Source organism: Adhaeribacter terrigena (assembly GCF_016623615.1).
In the GTDB taxonomy this organism is placed as follows: Bacteria; Bacteroidota; Bacteroidia; order Cytophagales; family Hymenobacteraceae; genus Adhaeribacter_A; species Adhaeribacter_A terrigena.
The window spans coordinates 121,815-142,831 of the sequence record NZ_JAEHFX010000002.1; the positions used below are offsets into that span (position 1 = coordinate 121,815).

Sequence of the window (21,017 nt, forward strand, 5' to 3'; positions counted from 1 at the left end):
GAAAAACTCCCGAAATCAATTTTTAATTCTTAATTATTAATTATTAATTAAAACTAAACGTTCTCTTTTCTTACAATACTGGCGCTCATTTCGGCTTCCATTACCACTTTGCCGCCCACAAAAGCCTGCCCCATCATTTTGGCAATGCCGCGTTTTACCGGGGCTAATAATTCGCATTTAAAAATAATAGTATCGCCGGGCGTTACTTTTCTGCGGAAGCGGCACTTTTCAATTCCCAGGAAGTAGGTCCAGTAATTTTCCGGATCCGGAACGGTGCTTAAAACCAGAATGCCGCCGGTTTGCGCCATGGCTTCTATCTGCAACACGCCCGGCATAACCGGGTTACCCGGAAAGTGGCCCTGGAAGAAAGGCTCGTTCATGGTCACGTTCTTAATGCCCGTTACCGTAGTTTGATCCAGGTGAATGATCTTATCGATGAGCAGGAAAGGGTAGCGGTGCGGCAGCGTCTGGGCAATTTTATTAATGTCCATTACCGGCTCGCGTTTTGGATCATAAACCGGCACGTTTTTAATGGCCGCTTCGTTCATGGCTTTCTTGATCTTCTTCGCAAAAGCAACGTTGGCAGCATGACCCGGGCGAGCAGCCAGAATTTGTCCTTTCAGCGGACGGCCAACCAAAGCCAGATCACCAATTAAATCTAAGAGTTTATGGCGGGCCGGTTCGTTTTTAAAGCGCAGCTCGGTGTTATTCAGAATGCCTTCTTTTTTAACGGCTACTTTGGGCTTGTTCAGCAGTTCAGCTAAATGCGTCAGTTCATCTTCCTGCACCACGCGGTCTACTACCACAATGGCATTATCCAGGTCACCGCCTTTTATCAGGTTTTGTTTGAAAAGCATTTCTAGCTCGTGTAAAAAGCAGAAGGTGCGGCAAGGCGCGATCTGTTCTTCAAACTGGCTGATATCGGTAATAGACGCGTGCTGCGAACCCAGAACCGGCGAATTGTAGTCTACCATTACCGTAACGCGGTAATCGTCTAAGGGCAATGCGGCCAGTTCTACTTCGCGGCCGGCATCTTTAAAACTGATGCCTTGCGGAATTTCGAAAAAGTTGCGGAGCGCATTTTGTTCTTCCAGCCCAACCGAAGCCAGGGCATTTACGAATTCAATGGAGCTGCCATCCATGATCGGCGGTTCCGGCCCATCGAGCTGGATCAGCACGTTATCGATCTGCAAACCAACCAGGGCCGCCAGGGTGTGTTCTACCGTATTAATACGGGCGCCGTTCTGTTCTATGGTCGTGCCGCGCGAAAGGTCTACTACGTTGTCTACGTCGGCATCTACAATGGGCTGCCCTTCCATATCTATGCGCTGGAATTTGTAGCCGTGGTTGATCGGTGCCGGCACAAACGTCATATTGGCCACAACGCCGGTGTGCAGGCCAATGCCCGAAACCGTAACCGGCGACTTGATGGTGTGCTGTTTTTCGTTCATCAAATAATTTCTTAATAAAGAAAGGGCAAAACTAGCGCTTTTCTTTTAGTTCGTCTATTTCTTTTTGGAGTTCCGGCAGGCGGCGGAAAACGGTAAGCGCCCGCAGGTTCTGCTTGTAATCGAAAGCCGGGGAACCCTGAATGATGGTGCCTTCTTCTTTAATGGATTTGGAAACACCGCTTTGTGCTCCGATTATGGTTTTATCGGCAATGGTAATGTGGCCTACAATGCCTACCTGGCCGGCCACGGTGCAGAAATTACCTACTTTGGAAGAACCGGAAATGCCGGATTGGGCCGCTACAACGGTATGTTTGCCAATTTCCACGTTATGCGCGATCTGTACCAGGTTGTCTATTTTAGTGCCTTCGCGGATAATGGTGGATCCCATGGTAGCGCAATCGATGGTAGCGTTGGCGCCGATGCTCACATTGTCTTCCAGAATTACGTTGCCGATCTGCGGAATTACTTTGTAGGTGCCGTCTTTCTGCGGGGCAAAACCAAAGCCATCGGAACCGATCACGGCACCCGCATGAATGGTGCAGTTGCTGCCAATTATCGTATCGGCATAAATTTTAGCGCCGGCGTAAATGACCACGTTGTTGCCGATCTTCACATTATCGCCGATGAAAACGTGCGGGAAAATGCGGGCGTTATCGCCGATCTTGCAGTTCTGGCCGATGTAAGAAAAAGCGGCGCGGTAAAAGTTTTCGCCAATGATGGAATTGGCGCCCATAAAAGCTGGTTCTTCCACGCCGGTTTTAAATGCGATCAGCGCTTTCTGGTATTCTTCGAGCAGTTTGGAGAAACTGGTATAAGGGTCGTCCACGCGGATGAGCGAAGCATCGGAATGTTGCTTTAATTGCAGGTTTTTGCCCACGATTACGGCCGCCGCACTGGTAGTATATAAATAAGGTTCGTATTTCGGGTTCGATAGAAAGGCCAGGGCTTTTTCGCCGGCTTCTTCTATTTTGGCTAACGTGCTGATCTTCCGGTCGGGGTTGCCCTCCACGGTTCCGCCCAGCATGTCGGCTATCTGTTGAACAGTAAATTCCATGATGCAAAAATAGGGAATAATTTAAACCGTTATTTTTTTCGGCGCGCAAAGATGGAATAAATTTCTGAGGGAGCAGAAAGGAGGGAAGATTATAAGACAGGTTTGCAGTTTTAGGGGTGAAAAGGGTAGCGTTTTGACCGTGTAGAGACGTAATATATTACGTCTCTACAGTTATTACCCCGCAATTTCCTTCGGATAGCACACAAAATACTTTTCTACTTTATTGCTCAGCGCCCGGATATTCGGCAGGTCGGAAGCTTCGGCTAATTCTACTACTTTGCCGTATTTGGTGAGCACGTTTATGGCTTCGTTGGTAGTATTATAAGCGTTATTGCTGATCTTGCCCGAGATCATGATGTAAGGCAGTTCTTCTTCCGTGATCCCGAATTTTTCCATCACCAGTTCGGCAATGCCCAGGCGGAAATCTTCTTCGAGCGGTTCGGTGGTAATGATGATCTTGAAGAGTTTCCGGTCGATGATGCTGGAAGAAAGGAATGTCAGGATCTTGTCTTCGTGAAAAACCCATTGCTTGATCGCAGCCCAGACATCCATATCATCCAGGGCTACGAAATTGCGCATGATAATAGGGTCTTCCTGGAAATCGGAAAAGCGGATGTTATTGGCCAGGAAAAGTTTGAGCGACGGACTGGCGGCTACGTCAATTCCCTGCAGCATGAGTTCGCGGGCGCGTTCCACGGCTTTTAATACCATGTTTTCGGCACTTAAAACCGTTTTATGCAAGTAAACCTGCCAGTACATTAACCGACGGCTTACCAGGAAATTCTCGATGGAATAAATGGCTTTTTCTTCTACCACCAGTTTTTCTTCCACCACATCCAGCATTTTCAGCAGACGGCTCGCGCCAATTTTGCCTTCCATCACGCCGGTATAAAAGCTGTCGCGGTTCAGGTAATCCAAACGGTCTACGTCTAACTGGCTCGAAACTAATTGGTGGAAAAACGGCCTTTCGTAATCGCCTTTGAAGATTTTGATCGCCAGATCCAGTCTTCCGTGAAATTCCTGGTTCAGCAATTCCATGATGTAGGAAGAAATATCTTCGTGGTGCACTTCTTTGAAAATAGCCGTTTCCAGGGCGTGCGAAAGCGGTCCGTGGCCAATGTCGTGAAGCAAAATGGCAATCAGCGAAGCTTCGTATTCAGCATCCCAGATAAAAGTGCCTTTACTGCGCAAGGTATCTAAAGCGGTGCTCATTAAATGCATGGCGCCCAGCGCGTGGTGAAAACGCGTGTGCAAAGCGCCGGGATAAACAAAATCGGTTAAACCTAATTGCCGGATGCGGCGCAAACGCTGAAAATACGGGTGTTCGATGATTTCGAAAACCAAACCCGATGGAATGGTGATGAAACCGTAAACGGGATCGTTGAAGATTTTTTTCTTGCTCAAAATGCAGAACTGTTTTGAAAGTGCAAAGATGCGGAAATGGTACGGATTTGAGGCTAAAAAGTGTTTAGGAAGTTGTTTTTCAAACTGCCCAGCCAGAAATTTAACCACCCCCGGCCCCTCCTTGAAAAGGAGGGGAGCTTGGAAACCGTCAGCTAAAGCAGACGGCAATGAATTTTCTTGCTTTTGACTTTTTCGGCTTAAAACTCTATCGTTTTTTATTGGCAGAATTCGTGAAAATCTGCAAGGTAAAGGGCACCCACAAGGGGTGCCCCTACGGTTCGGCAAAATTCTATTAAAAAAAAATCCTGTAAATCCCTAAAATCCTGAAAATCGTGTTCAAGACAAAATTCATTGCCGTCTGCTTTAGCTGACGGAAACTGCAGCGAAGAAAAAAACTCCCTCCCCTGTTTTTAGGGGAGGGCCGGGGTGGGGTATCTAAATATTCGTATTTTTGAATTCTTAATTCTTAGGCAATAAAAAGCAACCTTTCCCGTAAATAAACGTGCTTAAGGCTGCGCCGGTATTATCCGGATTACTGCTGAAAAACGGTAGCAAAAACGCACCAAAAACCCGATAGAAATTTAATATGCAACGATATAGTATCCTGTGGGCCGACGATGAAATTGATCTGCTCAAACCCCATATCATGTTCCTGCAAGACCGTGGCTACGATGTAACGCCCGTACCGAGCGGGGCCGATGCCATCGAGAAATTCAATGAAAATACGTATGACGTGGTTTTCCTGGATGAAAATATGCCGGGAATAAGTGGCCTGGAAACGCTTAACGAACTGAAAGCCAGTAAGCCAACCATTCCCGTGATCATGATCACGAAGAGCGAGGAAGAGCATATTATGGAAGAGGCGATCGGTTCTAAAATAGCCGATTACCTTATCAAGCCCATCAATCCAAACCAGATATTGCTTTCCATTAAGAAAATACTGGACAATAAACGCCTCGTTTCCGAACGCACCAACAGTAGTTACCAGCGCGATTTCCGGCAGCTGGGCATGGCTTTCGGCGAGCGGCTGAGCCCGCAGGAGTGGGCAGATGTGTACAAGAAATTGGTTTACTGGGAACTGGAAATTGACGAAACCGAAAATAAAAGCATGGCCGATGTGATCACCATGCAGAAAGACGAAGCCAACTCCAATTTCTCGAAATTCATTATTGATAATTACGAAGAATGGCATAATAACCCGGATGATGACACGCCGCTCATGAGCCACCAGCTTTTCAAGCAGCGCGTTTTCCCGCTCATGAAAGAAAGCAGCGTGCCGGTTTATTTCGTTTTGATCGATAATTTACGTTACGACCAGTGGAAAATCCTGGAACCGATCATTGCCGACTATTTCACGGTAGATAACGAGGAAATGTATTATTCCATTCTGCCAACCACTACGGCTTACGCGCGGAATGCCATTTTTGCGGGCATGATGCCGGGCGAGATTCAGAAGAAATACCCGAACAAATGGGTTTGGGACGACGACGACGAGGGCAAAAACCTGAACGAAGCCGATTTTATGGAGATCAACCTCCAGAACAATAAGATCAGCGAGAAATTCAGTTACAATAAAATTACCAACCTGACCGCCGGGAAAGAACTGCTTGCTAAATTCAGCAATTTGCAGAATAACAAACTGAACGTGATCGTGTACAATTTTGTGGATATGCTCAGCCATGCCCGCACCGATATGGCGATGATCCGCGAGCTGGCCGCCGACGAATCGGCGTACCGTTCGTTAACGCGTTCGTGGTTTTTGCATTCTCCTTTGTTCGAAACGCTGAAAATGATCGCGGAGAAAAAAGGCAAACTCGTAATTACCACCGACCACGGCACCATTCGGGTTAAGCGTCCGTTCAAAATTGTAGGCGACCGGAGCACGAATACCAACCTGCGTTACAAGCATGGTAAGAACCTGGGTTTCACGGAGAAAGATGTGTACGTGGTGCGTAAGCCCGAGCATTTAGGGTTGCCGAAAGAGAACATTTCTACGGCTTACGTGTTTGCGCAGGAAGATTATTTCTTTGCATATCCGAACAATTATAACTATTATGTGAACTACTACAAAGATACTTTCCAGCACGGCGGTATTTCTTTGGAAGAGATCATTATTCCGTTTGTAACGTTAAGCGCGCGCTAAATGGCCTTTCTTGCCGATACGAGTAAAACGCTGCACGTGGCTTCGCTGGATAATTTACCACAAGCTGCGGCTGCTTTTCATACTTTTTTAACCCAAAACCCTACCGTTTCGGTGGTGCTTTTTGAAGGCGAAATGGGGGCGGGCAAAACCACGTTCATCAAAGCCATTTGCCGCGAACTGGGCGTAACCGAAGCGGTGAGCAGCCCCACGTTTTCGCTGGTGAACGAATACGAAGGCCGCGACGGAAAGCGTATTTATCATTTCGATTTTTACCGCCTGAAGGAGGAACGCGAAGCGCTGGACATTGGCGTTTACGAATACCTCGATTCGGGGAATCTGTGTTTGATAGAATGGCCTTCTAAAATCGAAAACCTATTGCCCGAGCACGTACTTTTGGTGAACATTGAAGCCGATGCCGACGGAGAACGCACGATCATTTTGAAACTTACCTGATTATGACCAGTAAAACGCCCCCGGGTTTTGCCGCCATTGCGGCTAACCCGGTTCTCAGCCCCAAAGAATCGATGCTGGCCGTGGAAACGAAACGGAAGCGCCTTTTTATTGGCATTCCCAAGGAATCTTCGTTGCAGGAAAACCGCATTGGCTTAACGCCCGCTGCCGTAAAACAACTCACCGACCAGGGCCACGAAATCATCATCGAATCCGGTGCCGGCGAACCCAGCAAATATTCCGACCACGATTTTTCGGAAGCCGGTGCGCAGGTGGTTTATTCTACCCGCGAAGTGTACGAAGCCGACATTATCCTGAAAATTGCGCCGCCTACTTACGACGAAATGGATTACCTGAAATCCGGGCAAACCTTAATTTCGGCGCTGCAATTCGGAAGCTTAACCGCAGATTACGTGCTGGCGCTTTGCCGGAAAAAAGTAAGTGCTATTTCGTTTGAACTCATTAAAGATAAATCGGATACCAAACCGGTGGTGCGCGCCATGAGTGAAATTGCGGGCAGCACCGTCATGCTTATTGCCGCCGAATATTTAAGCAGCAGCAACGAAGGCAAAGGTGTGATTCTGGGTGGAATTACGGGCGTACCGCCGAGCAAAGTGGTGATAATCGGGGCCGGAACGGTGGCTGAATATGCTACCCGCGCGGCTTTGGGTTTGGGTGCAGAAGTAAAAGTTTTCGACGACCAGATCTATAAACTGCGCCGCCTGAAATACAATATCGGTTCGCAGCTTTTTACGAGCACGCTCGATAATACCGTGCTGCACGAAAAAATAAGAGGGGCCGATGTGGTGATCGGGGCCTTGAGTCCGGAAGATAACCGCGCCAATTACATGGTTCCCGAGAACGTGGTGGCGCAAATGCAACCCGGTTCGGTGATTATAGACGTAAGCATCGACCAAGGCGGTTGTTTCGAAACATCGGAAATGACTTCGCACAGCCGGCCGGTTTACCGCAAATACGACATCATTCATTACTGCGTGCCAAACATTGCTTCCCGCGTACCGCGTACGGCCACGAATGCGCTGAGCAATATTTTTACGCCAATTTTACTTGAAATTTCGCAGTACGGCGGCATCAACGAAGTGCTGTTTACGAATGAACATTACCGTAGCGGCGTGTACATTTACCGCGGCAGTTTAACCAATGCGACCATCGCCAAGAAATTCGGAATGCGGTATAAGGAACTGGGGCTGATGATCGCGGTGCGGAATTAAAAACGCTATGTTTATAAAGCGAAAAAGTGCTGCGATGAGAATTGCAGCACTTTTTTTAATCAAAAGCATACCGTTTTCCAGCGGTTATCCCCCCCATCTAAATGCAATTTCTCAGGTACGAATTAACCTGCCGGATTAATTCCAGATCTCATTCATCGCAGTCAGAATGATGGGCTCGCTATCGGTGATGACGATGGTATGTTCGTGCTGGGCCATGAATCCGCCTTTGTTGCCTACCAAAGTCCAGCCATCTTTCAGGGTATTGGTATAGGTGGAAGTGGTGGAAATAAAGGTTTCGATGGCTACCACGGAATTTTTCTTGAAGCGGCGCTGGTCGTATTTATTTTTGTAATTCAGTAACTCATCCGGCTGCTCGTGCAGGCTGCGGCCGATGCCGTGTCCGCCCAGATTTTTGATTACTTTGTAGCCCATTTTCTTTGCTTCACTTTCCATTAAATGCCCGATATCGGCGATGCGTACGCCGCCTTTGATGTTGTCGATGGCCTTTTTCAGAATGAATTTCGAGGCATTTACAAGATCCTGGTGCTTATGAATATCCTCGCCCAGCACAAAAGAATTGCCGTTATCGGCCCAGAAACCGTTTAGTTCGGCTGATACGTCGATGTTCACCAGGTCACCTTCTTTTAGGATGCGTTTGTCAGATGGAATGCCGTGGCAGAATTCGTTATTCACGCTGATGCAGGTATAACCCGGGAAACCATACGTAAGAAAAGGCGCCGATTTAGCCCCAAAGTCTGCTAATATTTTCGCGCCATACTCATCCAGTGCCTTTGTAGTAATGCCGGGCTGCGCATACTTGGTCATCGCCTTTAAGGTTTGCGCAACCGCTTCGCTGGCTTTTTGCATGCCGGTTAATTCGGATTCGGTTGATATGGACATGGCTTTTTAATTGTGAATGTTATTGCTGATTCTTGTTTTGACTAAATGCTAACGTTTTGGGTATTGCCGAAGGTGGGGATTTTAGCACTAAAATTTAGTATAAGAATTGAAGTTGAACTTTGAACTATCGTTCAATCGATGCTGTTAAGACCCGCTTTTGGCAATGCCTTGTTAGTGGTTATTTTTATTGAATTTCGAAATGATTTAGCCATTCTTTTGTCGTACTAAAATTTCCCTGATTGTCCTTGTTCATAAAAATTGCGTTTTCTTTTTTGTTTATAAGTAAAGTATCTGGAATAAAATTATTGTCGTAAGGTTTTTTTGTGAAAACAATAGTGTCTCCTTGAAGTTTATATTTTCCATGAAACACTTCTTGAAACCCGAATATGCCCGAAACCTCATTCTCACAAGTCCCGTTTTCTCTAAACACCAATTTGTAATGGAATTGGTCGTCCTTGAGTGCTGCTGTCAATATTCTCTTTGATTTTAAAATGTCAGACTGAGTAATGTTTGTCAGAATAATTGATAATAAAACAAGTCCGTGAAATATGACTTTAATTTTATTCTGTTTAAAACCGTGTTTTGCTGTTGATATAATAGTGTTACCAAAAGAGATAATGTAAAGAATGATGATGGGAATTATAATAATTCCGTACGATAAAAGGTAAATAAACATTCCTCCGAAGTAGTCGGTCGACATCCAGCCGAGTATTCCTATTGTCGAAACAATTGCAATTAAATTATAAGCTCTTTGTCTATTCATTAAATTATCGCTACAGTGTTTGTTTGAAGTCTCGTTCTAAAATAACCTCTAACTCTCTGATAAACAACATGGCTACAGTTATTAGTATTTAAAACGAGAGTATTAAATTTTAGTAATTGACTCAATATACCCAACAACGCTTCAGCCCACAGCACTTTTTCCCTTCAAAATCATACCGTTTTGCTTAGAATGAAAGCAATTCAACTCAAACTTCACTTCTAATTCAGCAAAATCCCATACATGCCAATACCCTGACCACCTCGGTGCTTGATCCTTCTTTCCCAGGTGGGAAGTCCTAGCCTGAGGTAATGTTGCGGGGCATAATGAGCAAACGGACAGCGGTTGAAACTGCAATTCGTGAGGATGCCAATGGCGGCAACCATTTGTTCGCAGTAGTTCATGTAAAGCGTAGAAACTTCCGGGTTGGGCTCAACGGGTTGAATGGTTCTTTCGGCGAGGCGCAGTAAATTGGGCAGGCAGGTTTTATCCCGAAGCGTTTTTATTCCTTCCTGCGCAGCGTACCGCACGGCTAGGTTCTGGTGCGCCATCATCAGCGTCAGGCCAATGGCATCTTTTTCGGCAATGAACTTTTTTATGGCTTCTTTGGGGTTGGTACGGATCAGTTTTTCCTGTTCGGCAATTTCGGTTGGGGATAAATTGCGGGTGCCGAACCAGGAAGCTAAATAGTTTTGGTCGGGAAGCAAAGGTTCGGGTAAGTGCGCGGTATCAGCGCGCAGGTTTTCCTTGAATTTATCGGCCATGGTGTTAAGGCGGCTGAAAATATGGCTGTCCGATACAAAACCTATTAACGACCAGTAAGTTGTTGCTGGTTTCCCGGAGGTTTTGCGTTTGAAAGTGGCATTCCAGGTATAGGTCATGTGCGGCACCTGGAAACCGATCTGCATGGCATTATATTGATCATTCCGGGCTTCGGGTTGGGGTGGTAAAACGAAATTCACCAAGCGGTGCGCCAGAAGCCTGGTGCGTAAAGCCTGTAAAGGTTCCGGGCTGGTTTTTAAGGCTTTTACTTCTTCTTTTAGCAGTTTCTGCACATGTTGCCAATCTTCTTTGGCAATGGCTGCGCAGTAGTTGCAGTTTGCCAGGCAGGTTTTGGGGGCATTGAAAAAACGGATCTGGATCTTCGTTTCGTCGAAGCAGATCGTTTGTAAGGTGTCGCAATGGTATGGGTTTATTTCCTGGGCATTGGCTATGAAGGGAGGAAAACAGCATGCGCAGAGAAAAAGAATTAAGTGCTGGAGTTGCTTCATGCGATTAAATTATTTTCCGGGCTTCAAAAGCCATTGCCCTTGTAACGGCCCTCGGTTAAGAAATAGGTAGGGAAGTTAAGGAAAAAAACTGTGATGCATTTACCGCACTTTTACCACCCCAATCCCTACCGTTTTTAAACCAATTTACTTCGCGGTAGTGTACGTTTTGGCATCTTTGGTAGCGCCCCAGTATTGCAACAGTTTTCCCTGCGCTTCGGAATTGCCGGGCCAGGTAATTTTTTCCCAGAACATTACGGAGCAATCTGCTTCCAGCGAAACATGTTGGTCCGGCGAATTTATAATGATTTCGAGAGCGGCTTTTTCACAGTTATAAGCCGTGTGGTCGGGGGTTTCTACGCTGCTGAAAATGATGGCAGCCAGTACCAGGCCCGCTATGTAGAATTTTTTGCGGCGGAATTTCAGGTTTAGCAGGATGTGCCAGCAGCTTAGTCCGAAAAAATAGATCAGCACCAGAAAAACCGGCAAAAACGTATGGCTTACCACAATGTAAGGCCGGTAATTGCGATACCCGCCCATTGGAAGCAAAGCCACGTAGATCGCGCAGAAGAGCAGCGCTACGCCCAGCATTTTCAGGATTCGCTGGCCGGTAACCGGATCCCGGCGGAGCAAGAATGCGTTCAAGATAAGGGTTAAGAAAATGAGGGAATACGCCGGACCAAATTCATTGCTGCGGCCATAAAATAACACCTGGTTAAGGCCGGTTGGCAGCAACTTATAACGCTGCAGCAAGGATACACTGTAATCGTTTTCGATGTTGAAAGTGCCCAGGTAAAATGAGTAGACACTCACCAGCGATATAAAAATGAAATAAAATAACACCGGTTTCGGAATGGCCTGTATTGCTTTTAAAGCCCTGCTGATTACGCCTGGGGCTTCATCTTTCCGGAAATGCTGCCACCACAGAAAAAGCAGAACCGAAGGACAGATAATCAGGGTCAGCGGGGCATTCAGCGGGCCGTTCAATGGCACAATGAGCGTTAAGGCAAGCAGCAGCAAATGTTGCCAGAAATTAAATTGCAGCGGTTTGTGCTGGTAAAACGCGCGGTAAAACGGTAGGAAAAACAGCATTAAAACTGCCAACGAAAACGCGTAGAAAAAATTATAGGTTATGGAACCGCTGATAATATTCAGGCGGTGAAAAGCACCGTGTGTCTGAAAAAGCGGGACAATGAGCGCGGCGGCCAGAATAAATTTAGACTTCCACCATTTCCCGCTGCCGGTAATGTAGGTGGCAAGTAACCAGATGAGCAACAGATGTGTGCCCCAACGCGCCAGCGCCGAAGCCAGGTACGAACTGGAAAGGGGATCGGTGAAAAGCTGCAGAAAAAATGGAACTGTTTTAAAATACGTAGCCATGGTCCAGTGCGCAAAAAAACGGTTCGGAGCAGCATATTTTTCGCCGGAAGTAAATACGCTGAACCCGAACGGATCTTCCATGACCCGCGCATACCATTTCACCGGCAAAATTAAAGGGGCCATGTCGCCGTCGTGAGGCAGGTAGTAGAGCTGATAGAACGAGTAGCCCGCATCCAGGATCAGGAATAAAACCAGCAGGTACGTGATCTTTTTATTCATATTGCAGACAAGTAATTTTGAAAACCGGAAAGCAGTTTTGCAGGCTAAAAGCCTACCATTTTTATAAAATAAACCTCACAGACTTATAAAAGCTGTGAGGTTTAAACAGTTGGTTACAGCACTTTTTGAACTTAAAAAGGTACCGTTTTTACTTTACTTCGCCGGCCAGCAATAATACTTTCCAGGCTTCGGTTACTTTATTTTCTTCCAGCAGTTTTTTGCCTAAATGTTCCAGTTCATTCCGAAGTTCAGGTTTGTCGCTTTCGAATTTTTGCCATACTTCCGAAACAAGCGGATCGGTTTTGAAAGCCTGCGCATCTTCCAGGGTTGGAACCTGTTCTTTTTCGGTGTTGCCGAGGCGGCCTAAGTTGTTGCCGGTTAGCAAATTGCTGCACCGAATGTGTTCCGGAAGCTGGTCTACGCCAATGCCTTTGTTGCGTACCGGCTTCGGAAGTTCGAACAAACAATCGCCGTTGGCCCGCAGATACCAGTCCCCGCCTAAACGCGCCACCGCGTCAAGCTTGAACGGGTCGATGGTTTTGCCGTCGGCAGTTAATACGTTTTCGTTCACGTGCATCAGTACCACTTCGCAGATAATTAAATTCGCGGCGCCGCCTTTATCGCCCATGGAAATCACTTCGCGCACTTTGCACTCAAAAGCAGCCGGCGCTTCGGCTACGCGCGGCGGTTTTACCATTACCGATGGGGCAGGAGTAAGGCCTGATTTCGTGAATTCGTTTACGCCTTTGTCGTATTCCGTACTGGCCAGTGAAAGTTGTTCCACAATGCTGTAATTGCCAATATTGATCACCACTTCGCGGGTTGCCAGCGCATTTTCCAACGTGTGTTTGGTGGTATTATCGCGCACCCGGCGGGCTGGCGAAAAGATCAGGATGGGCGGATTGGAACCGAAGGCGTTGAAAAAACTGAAAGGGCTCAGGTTCACATTGCCTTCTGCATCAACAGTACTCGCAAACGCAATCGGCCGCGGCGCAATGGCCCCCAGCATGTAACTATGGAATTCGCCCGTAGGAATTTCCTGCGGGTTTATGGTTTTGAACATAATGATAGAATGATTGAATTATAGAATGAGAGAATTATTGAATGTATGAATGTGAGAATGGAGGAGTATTTTAAATTCAATAACTCATTCATACATTCAATAATTTCTCTCATTCAATCATTAATTAAAGCGCAGGCAGAACTTTCGCGGTACAATCGCCGAAGCCTACGCGGATGCCGTTTTTCTCGGCGTAGCCGCGCATGGTTATGGTATCGCCGTCGTTTATGAATTTGCGTTCCGAGCCATCGGGTAAAGTAAGCGGTTTGGTGCCTTTCCAGGTGAGTTCCAGCATGGAGCCGTAAGACGTTTCGTCTTTGCCGGAAATAGTGCCTGAAGCATACATATCGCCCACCTGCAGGTTGCAGCCGTTGCTGGTCTGGTGCGCCAGTTGCTGGTTCATGTTCCAGTACATGAATTTGTAATTCGAACGGCAAATGGAAACGTCTTTTCCGCCTTCCGGCTTCAGTAAAACTTCCAGATTAATGTCCAGATTCTTGTTGCCGCTAAATTGCAGATATGGTAAAACGGCCGGTTCCTGCTCCGGACCTGCCACGCGGAAAGGCTCCAACGCATCCAGCGTGACCACCCACGGCGAAATGGTAGAAGCAAAGTTTTTCGCCAGGAAAGGGCCAAGCGGCACGTATTCCCAACGCTGCATATCGCGGGCGCTCCAGTCGTTGAACAGCACCATCCCGAAAATATAATCTTCGGCTTCGTCTGGCGTAACGGTGCTGCCTAACTGCGTTTCGCGGCCGGTAATGAAGGCTACTTCCAGTTCAAAATCCAGCTCTTTGGTCGGGCCGAAAGTAGGAGCGTTGTCGCCAACCTTGGTCTGCCCGTTCGGGCGGATCACATCGGTGCCGGAAATGGTGATAGACGAAGCGCGGCCGTGGTAACCAACCGGCAAATGTTTCCAGTTTGGCAGCAAGGCATTGGCCGGATCGCGGAACATGATGCCTACGTTGGTAGCGTGCTCGATGGAAGAATAAAAATCGGTGTAATTCGGAACGCGTACCGGCATGAGCATTTCCACTTCGCTGCGTTTGATCAGGCATTCGCGCACGGCTTCTTCGTTATCGCGGAATTCGCCGTTATCGTTACGGAGCAGTTCCGAAACACGTTCGCGGGTCTGGCGCCAAACGGGTTTACCCAAAGAGATAAAAGCGTTGAGCGTATCGCGGAAAAGCACGGTATGGTCGGTAATATTCACGTCTTCGAAATAACCGAACTGGCTCAGCGCGTACAGATCCAGCACGTAATCGCCAATGGCCACGCCCACGCGCGGATCTTTAAAACCCGCTTTAAAAATGCCGAAAGGCAGGTTCTGGATAGGAAAGTCGCAGTCCGGGGGAATGGTGATCCAGGAATGCAGGTTCGGATCGTTGGCTTTTATCATAGTATTTCAGAATTCTAAATTAGCAATTGGCAAATATAAAGAATATGCCCGGAATGCCCGAATTTGCTTGCAGGCTTTGAGAAAACGGTAGGGAAATTGGCGGAAAAAGTCAGGGAAAGAAAAAAAAAACGGTACGGTGTCGAGGCGAAAAAGTCAATTTTAATAGCTTACAAGTTGTAGGTGAAAACACCAACAACGGCAGCATCGCAAAGTAGCGTAAGGTTTAAACCCTACGCTACTTTGGGATTATTCAAAACGCTATCATTTCTGGATCAAAAACCGGCTGGTTTCATTGAAATTTTCGCCGGTTGCTTTCACAATGTAAAAACCTCTGGCGAGCTCGCTTACATCAAAACTGGCTTCTAATACCTGCGCGCGCTGAACCGATTTTACTTTCCGGCCCAGAGCATCATACATGGTGATTTCAAAATTCTTTACCGGATTTTTCAGGCGAAAATTCACATTGCTGGTGCCCGGATTGGGGTAAATCGTAAAATTATTGTGCGCTTTTCTGGTTGGGTTCGAAAGCACAAAAAGCCCGTATTTCATGTCCGAAGCAATGAGGTTTCCCGAAGGCAGAAAGGGATAAACCCCCCAGTTGCCATCCCAGGCGCCATTTTCGTAGCTGTTGCCGTTATCCGGAAACGTATCGAAATACCCTACGCGCCGGATATTGTTTTCATCGGAAATATCGAAAAGCTGCAGGCCGTCTTTGTAATATGCCACTACCGCCAGGTCGTTGCCCACAATAAAACAGTTATGCGGTGTAGCGCCCCGGTTCGATTCAAAAGAAGTGCGGTAAAGCGGTGCGGCCGGATTACTGAAATCGAAAAGCTTTACGGGCTGGCCGTCGGGTAATTCATCGGTTACGATCAGTTTTTTAGAATCTTCGGAAAGCCAGGCAGAATGGTTGTAACCCGCGCCGGGATAATTTCTTAAGGAACTGATAAACTTTATATTAGCGGCATTTTTTACGTCGAAAACCGCCAGTCCTTCCCAGGCCGCCGAAAGGTAGGCCGTATCGTTTTTCACAAATAAAGCATGTGAGCGCCAGAAAGTAGAATCTTTTAGAGTGCCCATAAATTCCGGATTTACCGGATCTGCGAGCGAGAATACATCCATCGCCCGAAGTTCATTGCCCCGGGTATTCGAAACGAGATATAGCTTGCCGTTTTCGATGAAAAGGGTGTGAGAACTGCTGGTATGGCGGTCGCTGTCGTAGACTTTTACCACTTTTTCAGGCAGGTATTGCAAATCGAAGATCTGGAGGCTGTGGTCTTTGGTTCCACCGTCGGCTACGCCGTAGGCATAATGCCCGTAGGTTTTAAAATCGCGCTGGCCTTCGCCGCGGCCTTGCTGCCGGGAAATTAATTTAGGCTGAAACGGATCGGTAACGTCTATAAAATACGTGGCAAAACGGCTCCCGATGATGGCGTATTCTCTGCCATTGGCAGCGTAGCCCCAGATATCGTTGTAAGTGAGGGAATGATCCGCATCGCGCCAGGTAGAAAGCAAATGCATGTTTTCGGATTGCTGCTGCGCAAACAAAACGCTATGCCAAAGCAGGAAAAAAGTAAAGAGTACTGTTCTTTTCATGCGTTCTCCGAATAAGTGTTCTGCAATAAAAAAGCCGGAGTCTAATTTAATAAACTCCGGCTTAAAAATCAAGTGTTCAGCGAATTAAGCAACTGGCAAAGGCATTACATTCAGCGCTTCTACGGCTTTAATTTCCGGCACCGCTTTTAAAATGGCCTGTTCCACGCCGGCTTTCAAGGTCATGGGCGACATGGGACAAGTGCCGCAAGCGCCCACCATTTCCAGTTTCAGCACCATTGCCGGCGTTACTTCCAGCACTTTCACGTCGCCGCCATCGGCCTGCAAATACGGGCGGATCTGGTCTAAAGCCGACTCGATGCGGGCTAAAAATTCCGGATCAATATTCATTTCTTCCATGCTTAAAATTAAGTTCTGGTAATTTCTACAACCTTCGTCTGGGCCAGTTCCGCGTTACGAACCGAAATCTGACGGGCCACTTCCCGGGCAATTTCTTTAAAAATGGCCGCGCTCGGCGAATCCGTTTTCAATACTTCCGGCAAACCGTTATCGCCACCCTCACGGATGCTTTGCACCAACGGGATCTGCCCGATAAAAGGAACCCCGTTTTTGGCCGCTAAGTTCTCTCCGCCGCCTTTTCCGAAGATAAAATATTTATTTTCGGGAAGTTCTTCCGGAGTAAAGTACGCCATATTTTCGATAACACCCAAAACCGGCACGTTTATCTGCGGCTGCTGGAACATGCTTAAACCCTTCTGGGCATCGGCTAAGGCTACTTTTTGCGGCGTAGTTACAATAATGGCACCCGTTACCGGTACGGTTTGCACCAGCGTTAAGTGAATATCGGAAGTTCCCGGTGGCAGGTCGATGAGTAAATAATCGAGTTCGCCCCAGTCACATTCGGTAATGAATTGCTTTAAAGCCGACGAAGCCATCGGGCCGCGCCACACGATCGCGTGCTCAGCAGGCGTAAGGAAACCAATGGAGATCAGCTTTACGCTGTGACTCTTAATGGTTTCGATCATGTTCTTGCCATCGGCAGTCTGGAAAACGCGCGGTTTGGCATCTTCCACGTTGAACATCACCGGCATGCTTGGTCCGGAAATATCCGCGTCGATCAAACCAACTTTAGCGCCAGTCTGCGCCAGCGCAATCGCTAAATTGGCCGTAACCGTAGATTTTCCCACGCCGCCTTTACCGGAAGCAATCGCAATGATATTTTTAACGCCTTTCAGCACTGCCGAAGCATCCATGCGGCCGGAAGTCACGCGCGAGGTCATGTTCACGGTAACTTCGGCTTCTTTATCTACCATGGTATGGATGGCACGCTCGCAGGCAGTACGAATCAAGTCTTTCAGCGGACAAGCCGGGGTGGTGAGAATTACGGTAAAGCTTACTTTTCTACCATCAATCGCCACATCTTCAATCATATTTAACGTTACCAGATCTTTGCCCAGATCAGGTTCTTCTACGTAGCTCAATGCCCGTAAAACGTCTTCTTTGGTAATTGCCATAATTATAATGCAAGTTTTTTGCTTTACAAAGATACTGTATTTTGCCCGGAATAGAAAGTGATAAACCGCAGGCTTTGCTATGATATTACCCCACCCCTGCCCATCCCTGATTCAGGGCAGGGAGGTTTCTTTGTTGCTGTAATCCTTCAGCTAAAGCAAACGGCAATGAAGTCTGAACACGATTTTCAGGATTTAATGGATGGACAGAATTTTTTGTCTGAATTGGGATTAATAGGATTTAGGGATTTAAGGATTCTTTTCTGAATCAGAATTTGCAGGATTTTCAGAAATACACTCCTAAGTTCCATTCACGCCTATCGCCAGCGCAGCGTAATCTAAAAATCAAGTTTTGCGAGAAACTAAACTAAAAAGAAGCCAGCTACGAAGGGAACTAATACCAGTTTCTGTGAGAGCGGCCTCCAAGACTTCCGGTGCTGAGGTACGAGGCAGCCCGCCAGGGCAGGAAGGGTTGCAGCCGCGAACGCAGAAACGAAGCCGCCTGGCTTGAGGGAGAAAGCTTAATTGAAAGTTGAAAGGAATTAATTAAGAACTGAAGCAAGCTATAAAAACGGTATGCTTTTTTGCTCAAAAACTCAATAGCAAGCAAAACTACCAATTTGATGAGATCTCTCCTGCTGTCCAGATGACGGCTAAAAAGAGCTCCACTTTTCCAAGGCAAAACCATACCGTTTTTTCTATTCCTTTCCTTCCGGTGGAAACCTTATCTTTGTAACCCTAATTCTTCAAGCCATGGCCTTAATCAGTAAAGAAACCGTCGATCAGATCATGCATGCGGCCGATATTGCCGAAGTGGTGGGCGATTATGTAACGCTGAAACGCAAAGGTCAGAATCTATGGGCGCCGTGTCCGTTTCACAACGAGAAATCGCCTTCGTTTTCGGTGGCGCCGGCTAAAGGTATTTACAAATGTTTTGGTTGCGGCAAGGCCGGTAACTCTGTGAACTTTATCATGGATGTGGAAGGCATCAGTTACGTAGAGGCGCTGAAATACCTTGCTAAAAAGTACGGAATTGAGGTTGCTGAAGAAGCGCCCAGTCCGGAAAAACTACAGCACCAGCACGAGCGCGACAGCCAGTTTATCTTATCGGATTTCGCCAAAGATTTTTACCAGCACAATCTGCATAACCACGAACAGGGGCAAAGCATCGGCTTGCCGTATCTGAAAGAACGGGGGCTGAGTTTAAACACCATCAAGAAATTTGAGCTGGGGTATTCTCTGGAAGCCTGGGACGGATTGACCAAAGCGGCGCAGGAAAAAGGGTTTCAGGAGAAATTCCTGGAAAAAACCGGCCTTACCATTTTCAAGGAAGACGGCAAAAAATACGACCGGTTCCGCGCCCGCGTAATGTTCCCGATCCACAACATTTCCGGCAGGACCATTGGGTTTGGCGCCAGAACGCTGAAAACCAACGACAAAAGCACCCCCAAATATTTAAACTCGCCGGAATCGGAAATCTACCATAAAAGCGACGTTTTGTACGGCATGTTCCAGGCGAAGCAAGCGATTAGAATGGCCGACGTTTGCTACATGACCGAAGGCTACCTGGACGTGATTTCCCTGCACCAGGGCGGGATCGAAAATGTGGTGGCCAGTTCCGGGACTTCGCTCACCGAAAACCAGGTGAAGCTGATCTCGCGCTACACCAAAAATATTACGGTGCTTTACGACGGCGATGCGGCCGGAATTAAAGCTTCGTTGCGCGGCACCGACATCATTCTGGAAGCGGGTTTAAACGTGGATGTTGTGATCTTTCCTCCAGGAGAAGACCCCGATTCTTACATTCGGAAAGTGGGTGACAACGCTTTCCGGGAATATATCAAGAACGAAGCGAAAGATTTTATTTCCTTCAAAACCGAGCTTTTCGTGCGCGAAGCCAAAGATAACCCGGTGAAAAAGGCCGAAGCGATCCGCGAGATCGTGCAAAGCATCGCCAAAATTCCGGATTCTATTAAGCGGTCGGTTTTTTTGCAGCGCTGCAGCAATTTGTTCGGCATCGATGAACAGGTGTTGATTTCGGAGTACAACAAAATTGCGCTGCAGGAAAATAAAAAGCAGCAAAACCAGCAGCAGCCTTCTTCCAAGCCTTATTCCGGCAGCAAAAGCAATTTTCCGCCGCTCGACGAGTTTGATCTGGCCGCCATGGAAGCCGAGGCCGAGGCAGCGGCTTACGAAGAAGCGGAAACGGAAGTAGATTCGGAAATAAAGCTTTTGCAGCGATATGAACGTGAAATTCTGCGATTGCTTTTAAATTATTCCGATCAGTCGCTGGCCGAAGGGCAAAACCTGGCGCAATATTTATTTGAGCAACTCGAAGACATCGAATTCAAAACGCCCACTTACGCGAAACTCATGGCGCTGATCACCGAAAAAATGCAAAATGGCGTAACGAACCTGGCCGATTATTTTATCCGGGAAGAAACTGATCCGGTGCTTAAAACCGAAGCTATCGACCTGCTTACCCAGAAATACGAACTCAGCGAGGCTTGGGAAACGCACCAGATCTTTGTGCCGAAAGAAATTGACTTGCTGCAATACGCCGCCGATACTTCGGTTTTAAGGTTGAAATGGCGCAACGTGCAAGGCATGATCAAAGAAAACCAGGACGAACTCCAAAAAGTAACTGATACCGCCGAAATGATGAAACTCCTGCAGGTGGCCAAAGCGCTTAAAACCTTCGAAATGGAAATTGCCGGGGCCTTGGGAATTGTGGTGGCGCGGTAGGTTGGTTGTTTGTTGCTGGTTGTTAGATTTTCGTAGTTGAATTTTCGTAGTTGAATTTATTTTCCCGTAGCGTAGGGTTTAAATCCTACGCTACGGGAAGCTTTCTTTGACTTTTCCAGCCCAAATCCTACCATTTTTCAGATGAATTGAGTAAGTTATGTGCTTATTCCGGCTTTAAACACAGAAATTATGAAAACATCCAGGAAAATTCTACTGGTAATTTTAATTGCGTTATTTATTTATGCATCCTTTGGTTTAGAATTTTCGGATCTGAGCTGGGAAAATAATAGCAAAACCTATAAAGTGCTTTTAAGTTGTATCGCGATTTTTATTGGAATGGGATTTGACCATTGGTATGAGAAAAGAAAGCAGCAACAATAGTAATCCCGACTTTTTCAGCCCAAAACCCTACCTTTTTTAAATATTTAGTTTCTTTGTAAAGAAATTTAACTCCTGCCGATCAATCTCCCTCCCCTGAATTAGGGCA

Annotated in this window: 17 protein-coding genes; 5 read left to right on the forward strand and 12 right to left on the reverse strand. The window is 47.0% G+C overall.

What is annotated here, in order from left to right; all coding sequences use genetic code 11:
* Positions 1–53: 53 nt before the first annotated feature.
* From I5M27_RS04585 to I5M27_RS04595, 3 genes are all read right to left on the reverse strand, one after another.
* Positions 54–1,451 carry a bifunctional UDP-3-O-[3-hydroxymyristoyl] N-acetylglucosamine deacetylase/3-hydroxyacyl-ACP dehydratase gene (locus I5M27_RS04585; protein WP_200504975.1) on the reverse strand — a complete coding sequence of 466 codons (1,398 nt, stop codon included), beginning with the start codon at positions 1,449–1,451 and terminating at the stop codon, positions 54–56.
* A gap of 31 nt (positions 1,452–1,482) precedes the next feature.
* Positions 1,483–2,505, reverse strand: coding sequence for a UDP-3-O-(3-hydroxymyristoyl)glucosamine N-acyltransferase (gene lpxD / locus I5M27_RS04590; RefSeq protein WP_200504976.1), 1,023 nt, complete (start codon positions 2,503–2,505; stop codon positions 1,483–1,485).
* Positions 2,506–2,679: 174 nt separating this feature from the next.
* Complete coding sequence (locus I5M27_RS04595; protein WP_200504977.1) at positions 2,680–3,909, reverse strand: HD domain-containing protein; 1,230 nt, start codon at positions 3,907–3,909, stop codon at positions 2,680–2,682.
* Between the two features lie 586 nt (positions 3,910–4,495).
* On the opposite strand from I5M27_RS04595, the gene porX reads away from it, so the two are divergent.
* From porX to I5M27_RS04610, 3 genes are read left to right on the forward strand one after another with little or no spacing between them, the layout of a single operon-like run.
* Positions 4,496–6,052, forward strand: a complete 1,557-nt coding sequence (porX, locus tag I5M27_RS04600) for a T9SS response regulator signal transducer PorX (RefSeq protein ID WP_200504979.1) — start codon at positions 4,496–4,498, stop codon at positions 6,050–6,052.
* Positions 6,053–6,505: a tRNA (adenosine(37)-N6)-threonylcarbamoyltransferase complex ATPase subunit type 1 TsaE gene (tsaE, locus tag I5M27_RS04605; protein ID WP_200504984.1), complete on the forward strand. Its 453-nt coding sequence runs from the start codon at positions 6,053–6,055 to the stop codon at positions 6,503–6,505.
* Between the two features lie 2 nt (positions 6,506–6,507).
* On the forward strand, positions 6,508–7,734 hold the full coding sequence (locus I5M27_RS04610) for an alanine dehydrogenase (RefSeq protein WP_200504985.1): 1,227 nt from the start codon (positions 6,508–6,510) through the stop codon (positions 7,732–7,734).
* A 135-nt stretch (positions 7,735–7,869) separates the two neighbouring features.
* On the opposite strand, the gene map is transcribed toward I5M27_RS04610, so the two are convergent.
* The 9 genes from map to I5M27_RS04655 all read right to left on the reverse strand — a co-directional run bounded on the left by map (position 7,870) and on the right by I5M27_RS04655 (position 17,788).
* Complete coding sequence (map, locus tag I5M27_RS04615; protein WP_200504987.1) at positions 7,870–8,634, reverse strand: type I methionyl aminopeptidase; 765 nt, start codon at positions 8,632–8,634, stop codon at positions 7,870–7,872.
* Positions 8,635–8,818: 184 nt separating this feature from the next.
* Positions 8,819–9,397, reverse strand: a complete 579-nt coding sequence (locus I5M27_RS04620; RefSeq protein WP_234462398.1) for a hypothetical protein — start codon at positions 9,395–9,397, stop codon at positions 8,819–8,821.
* 218 nt (positions 9,398–9,615) lie between these two features.
* Positions 9,616–10,665: a hypothetical protein gene (locus tag I5M27_RS04625; RefSeq protein ID WP_200504989.1), complete on the reverse strand. Its 1,050-nt coding sequence runs from the start codon at positions 10,663–10,665 to the stop codon at positions 9,616–9,618.
* A 144-nt stretch (positions 10,666–10,809) separates the two neighbouring features.
* Positions 10,810–12,261 (reverse strand): hypothetical protein, encoded by a 1,452-nt coding sequence (locus I5M27_RS04630; RefSeq protein ID WP_200504990.1) that lies wholly within the window; start codon positions 12,259–12,261, stop codon positions 10,810–10,812.
* 148 nt (positions 12,262–12,409) lie between these two features.
* Positions 12,410–13,324, reverse strand: coding sequence for a flavin reductase family protein (locus I5M27_RS04635; RefSeq protein WP_200504991.1), 915 nt, complete (start codon positions 13,322–13,324; stop codon positions 12,410–12,412).
* Positions 13,325–13,448: 124 nt separating this feature from the next.
* On the reverse strand, positions 13,449–14,720 hold the full coding sequence (gene fahA / locus I5M27_RS04640) for a fumarylacetoacetase (RefSeq protein ID WP_200504992.1): 1,272 nt from the start codon (positions 14,718–14,720) through the stop codon (positions 13,449–13,451).
* 261 nt (positions 14,721–14,981) lie between these two features.
* Positions 14,982–16,316: a choice-of-anchor B family protein gene (locus tag I5M27_RS04645; RefSeq protein WP_200504993.1), complete on the reverse strand. Its 1,335-nt coding sequence runs from the start codon at positions 16,314–16,316 to the stop codon at positions 14,982–14,984.
* Between the two features lie 84 nt (positions 16,317–16,400).
* Positions 16,401–16,673 (reverse strand): NifU family protein, encoded by a 273-nt coding sequence (locus tag I5M27_RS04650; RefSeq protein WP_200504994.1) that lies wholly within the window; start codon positions 16,671–16,673, stop codon positions 16,401–16,403.
* A gap of 8 nt (positions 16,674–16,681) precedes the next feature.
* On the reverse strand, positions 16,682–17,788 hold the full coding sequence (locus I5M27_RS04655) for an Mrp/NBP35 family ATP-binding protein (RefSeq protein WP_200504995.1): 1,107 nt from the start codon (positions 17,786–17,788) through the stop codon (positions 16,682–16,684).
* Between the two features lie 750 nt (positions 17,789–18,538).
* Here I5M27_RS04655 and dnaG point away from each other — a divergent pair.
* Positions 18,539–20,530 (forward strand): DNA primase, encoded by a 1,992-nt coding sequence (dnaG, locus tag I5M27_RS04660; RefSeq protein ID WP_200504996.1) that lies wholly within the window; start codon positions 18,539–18,541, stop codon positions 20,528–20,530.
* A gap of 189 nt (positions 20,531–20,719) precedes the next feature.
* Positions 20,720–20,911 (forward strand): hypothetical protein, encoded by a 192-nt coding sequence (locus I5M27_RS04665; RefSeq protein ID WP_200504997.1) that lies wholly within the window; start codon positions 20,720–20,722, stop codon positions 20,909–20,911.
* The last annotated feature ends 106 nt before the right edge of the window (positions 20,912–21,017 follow it).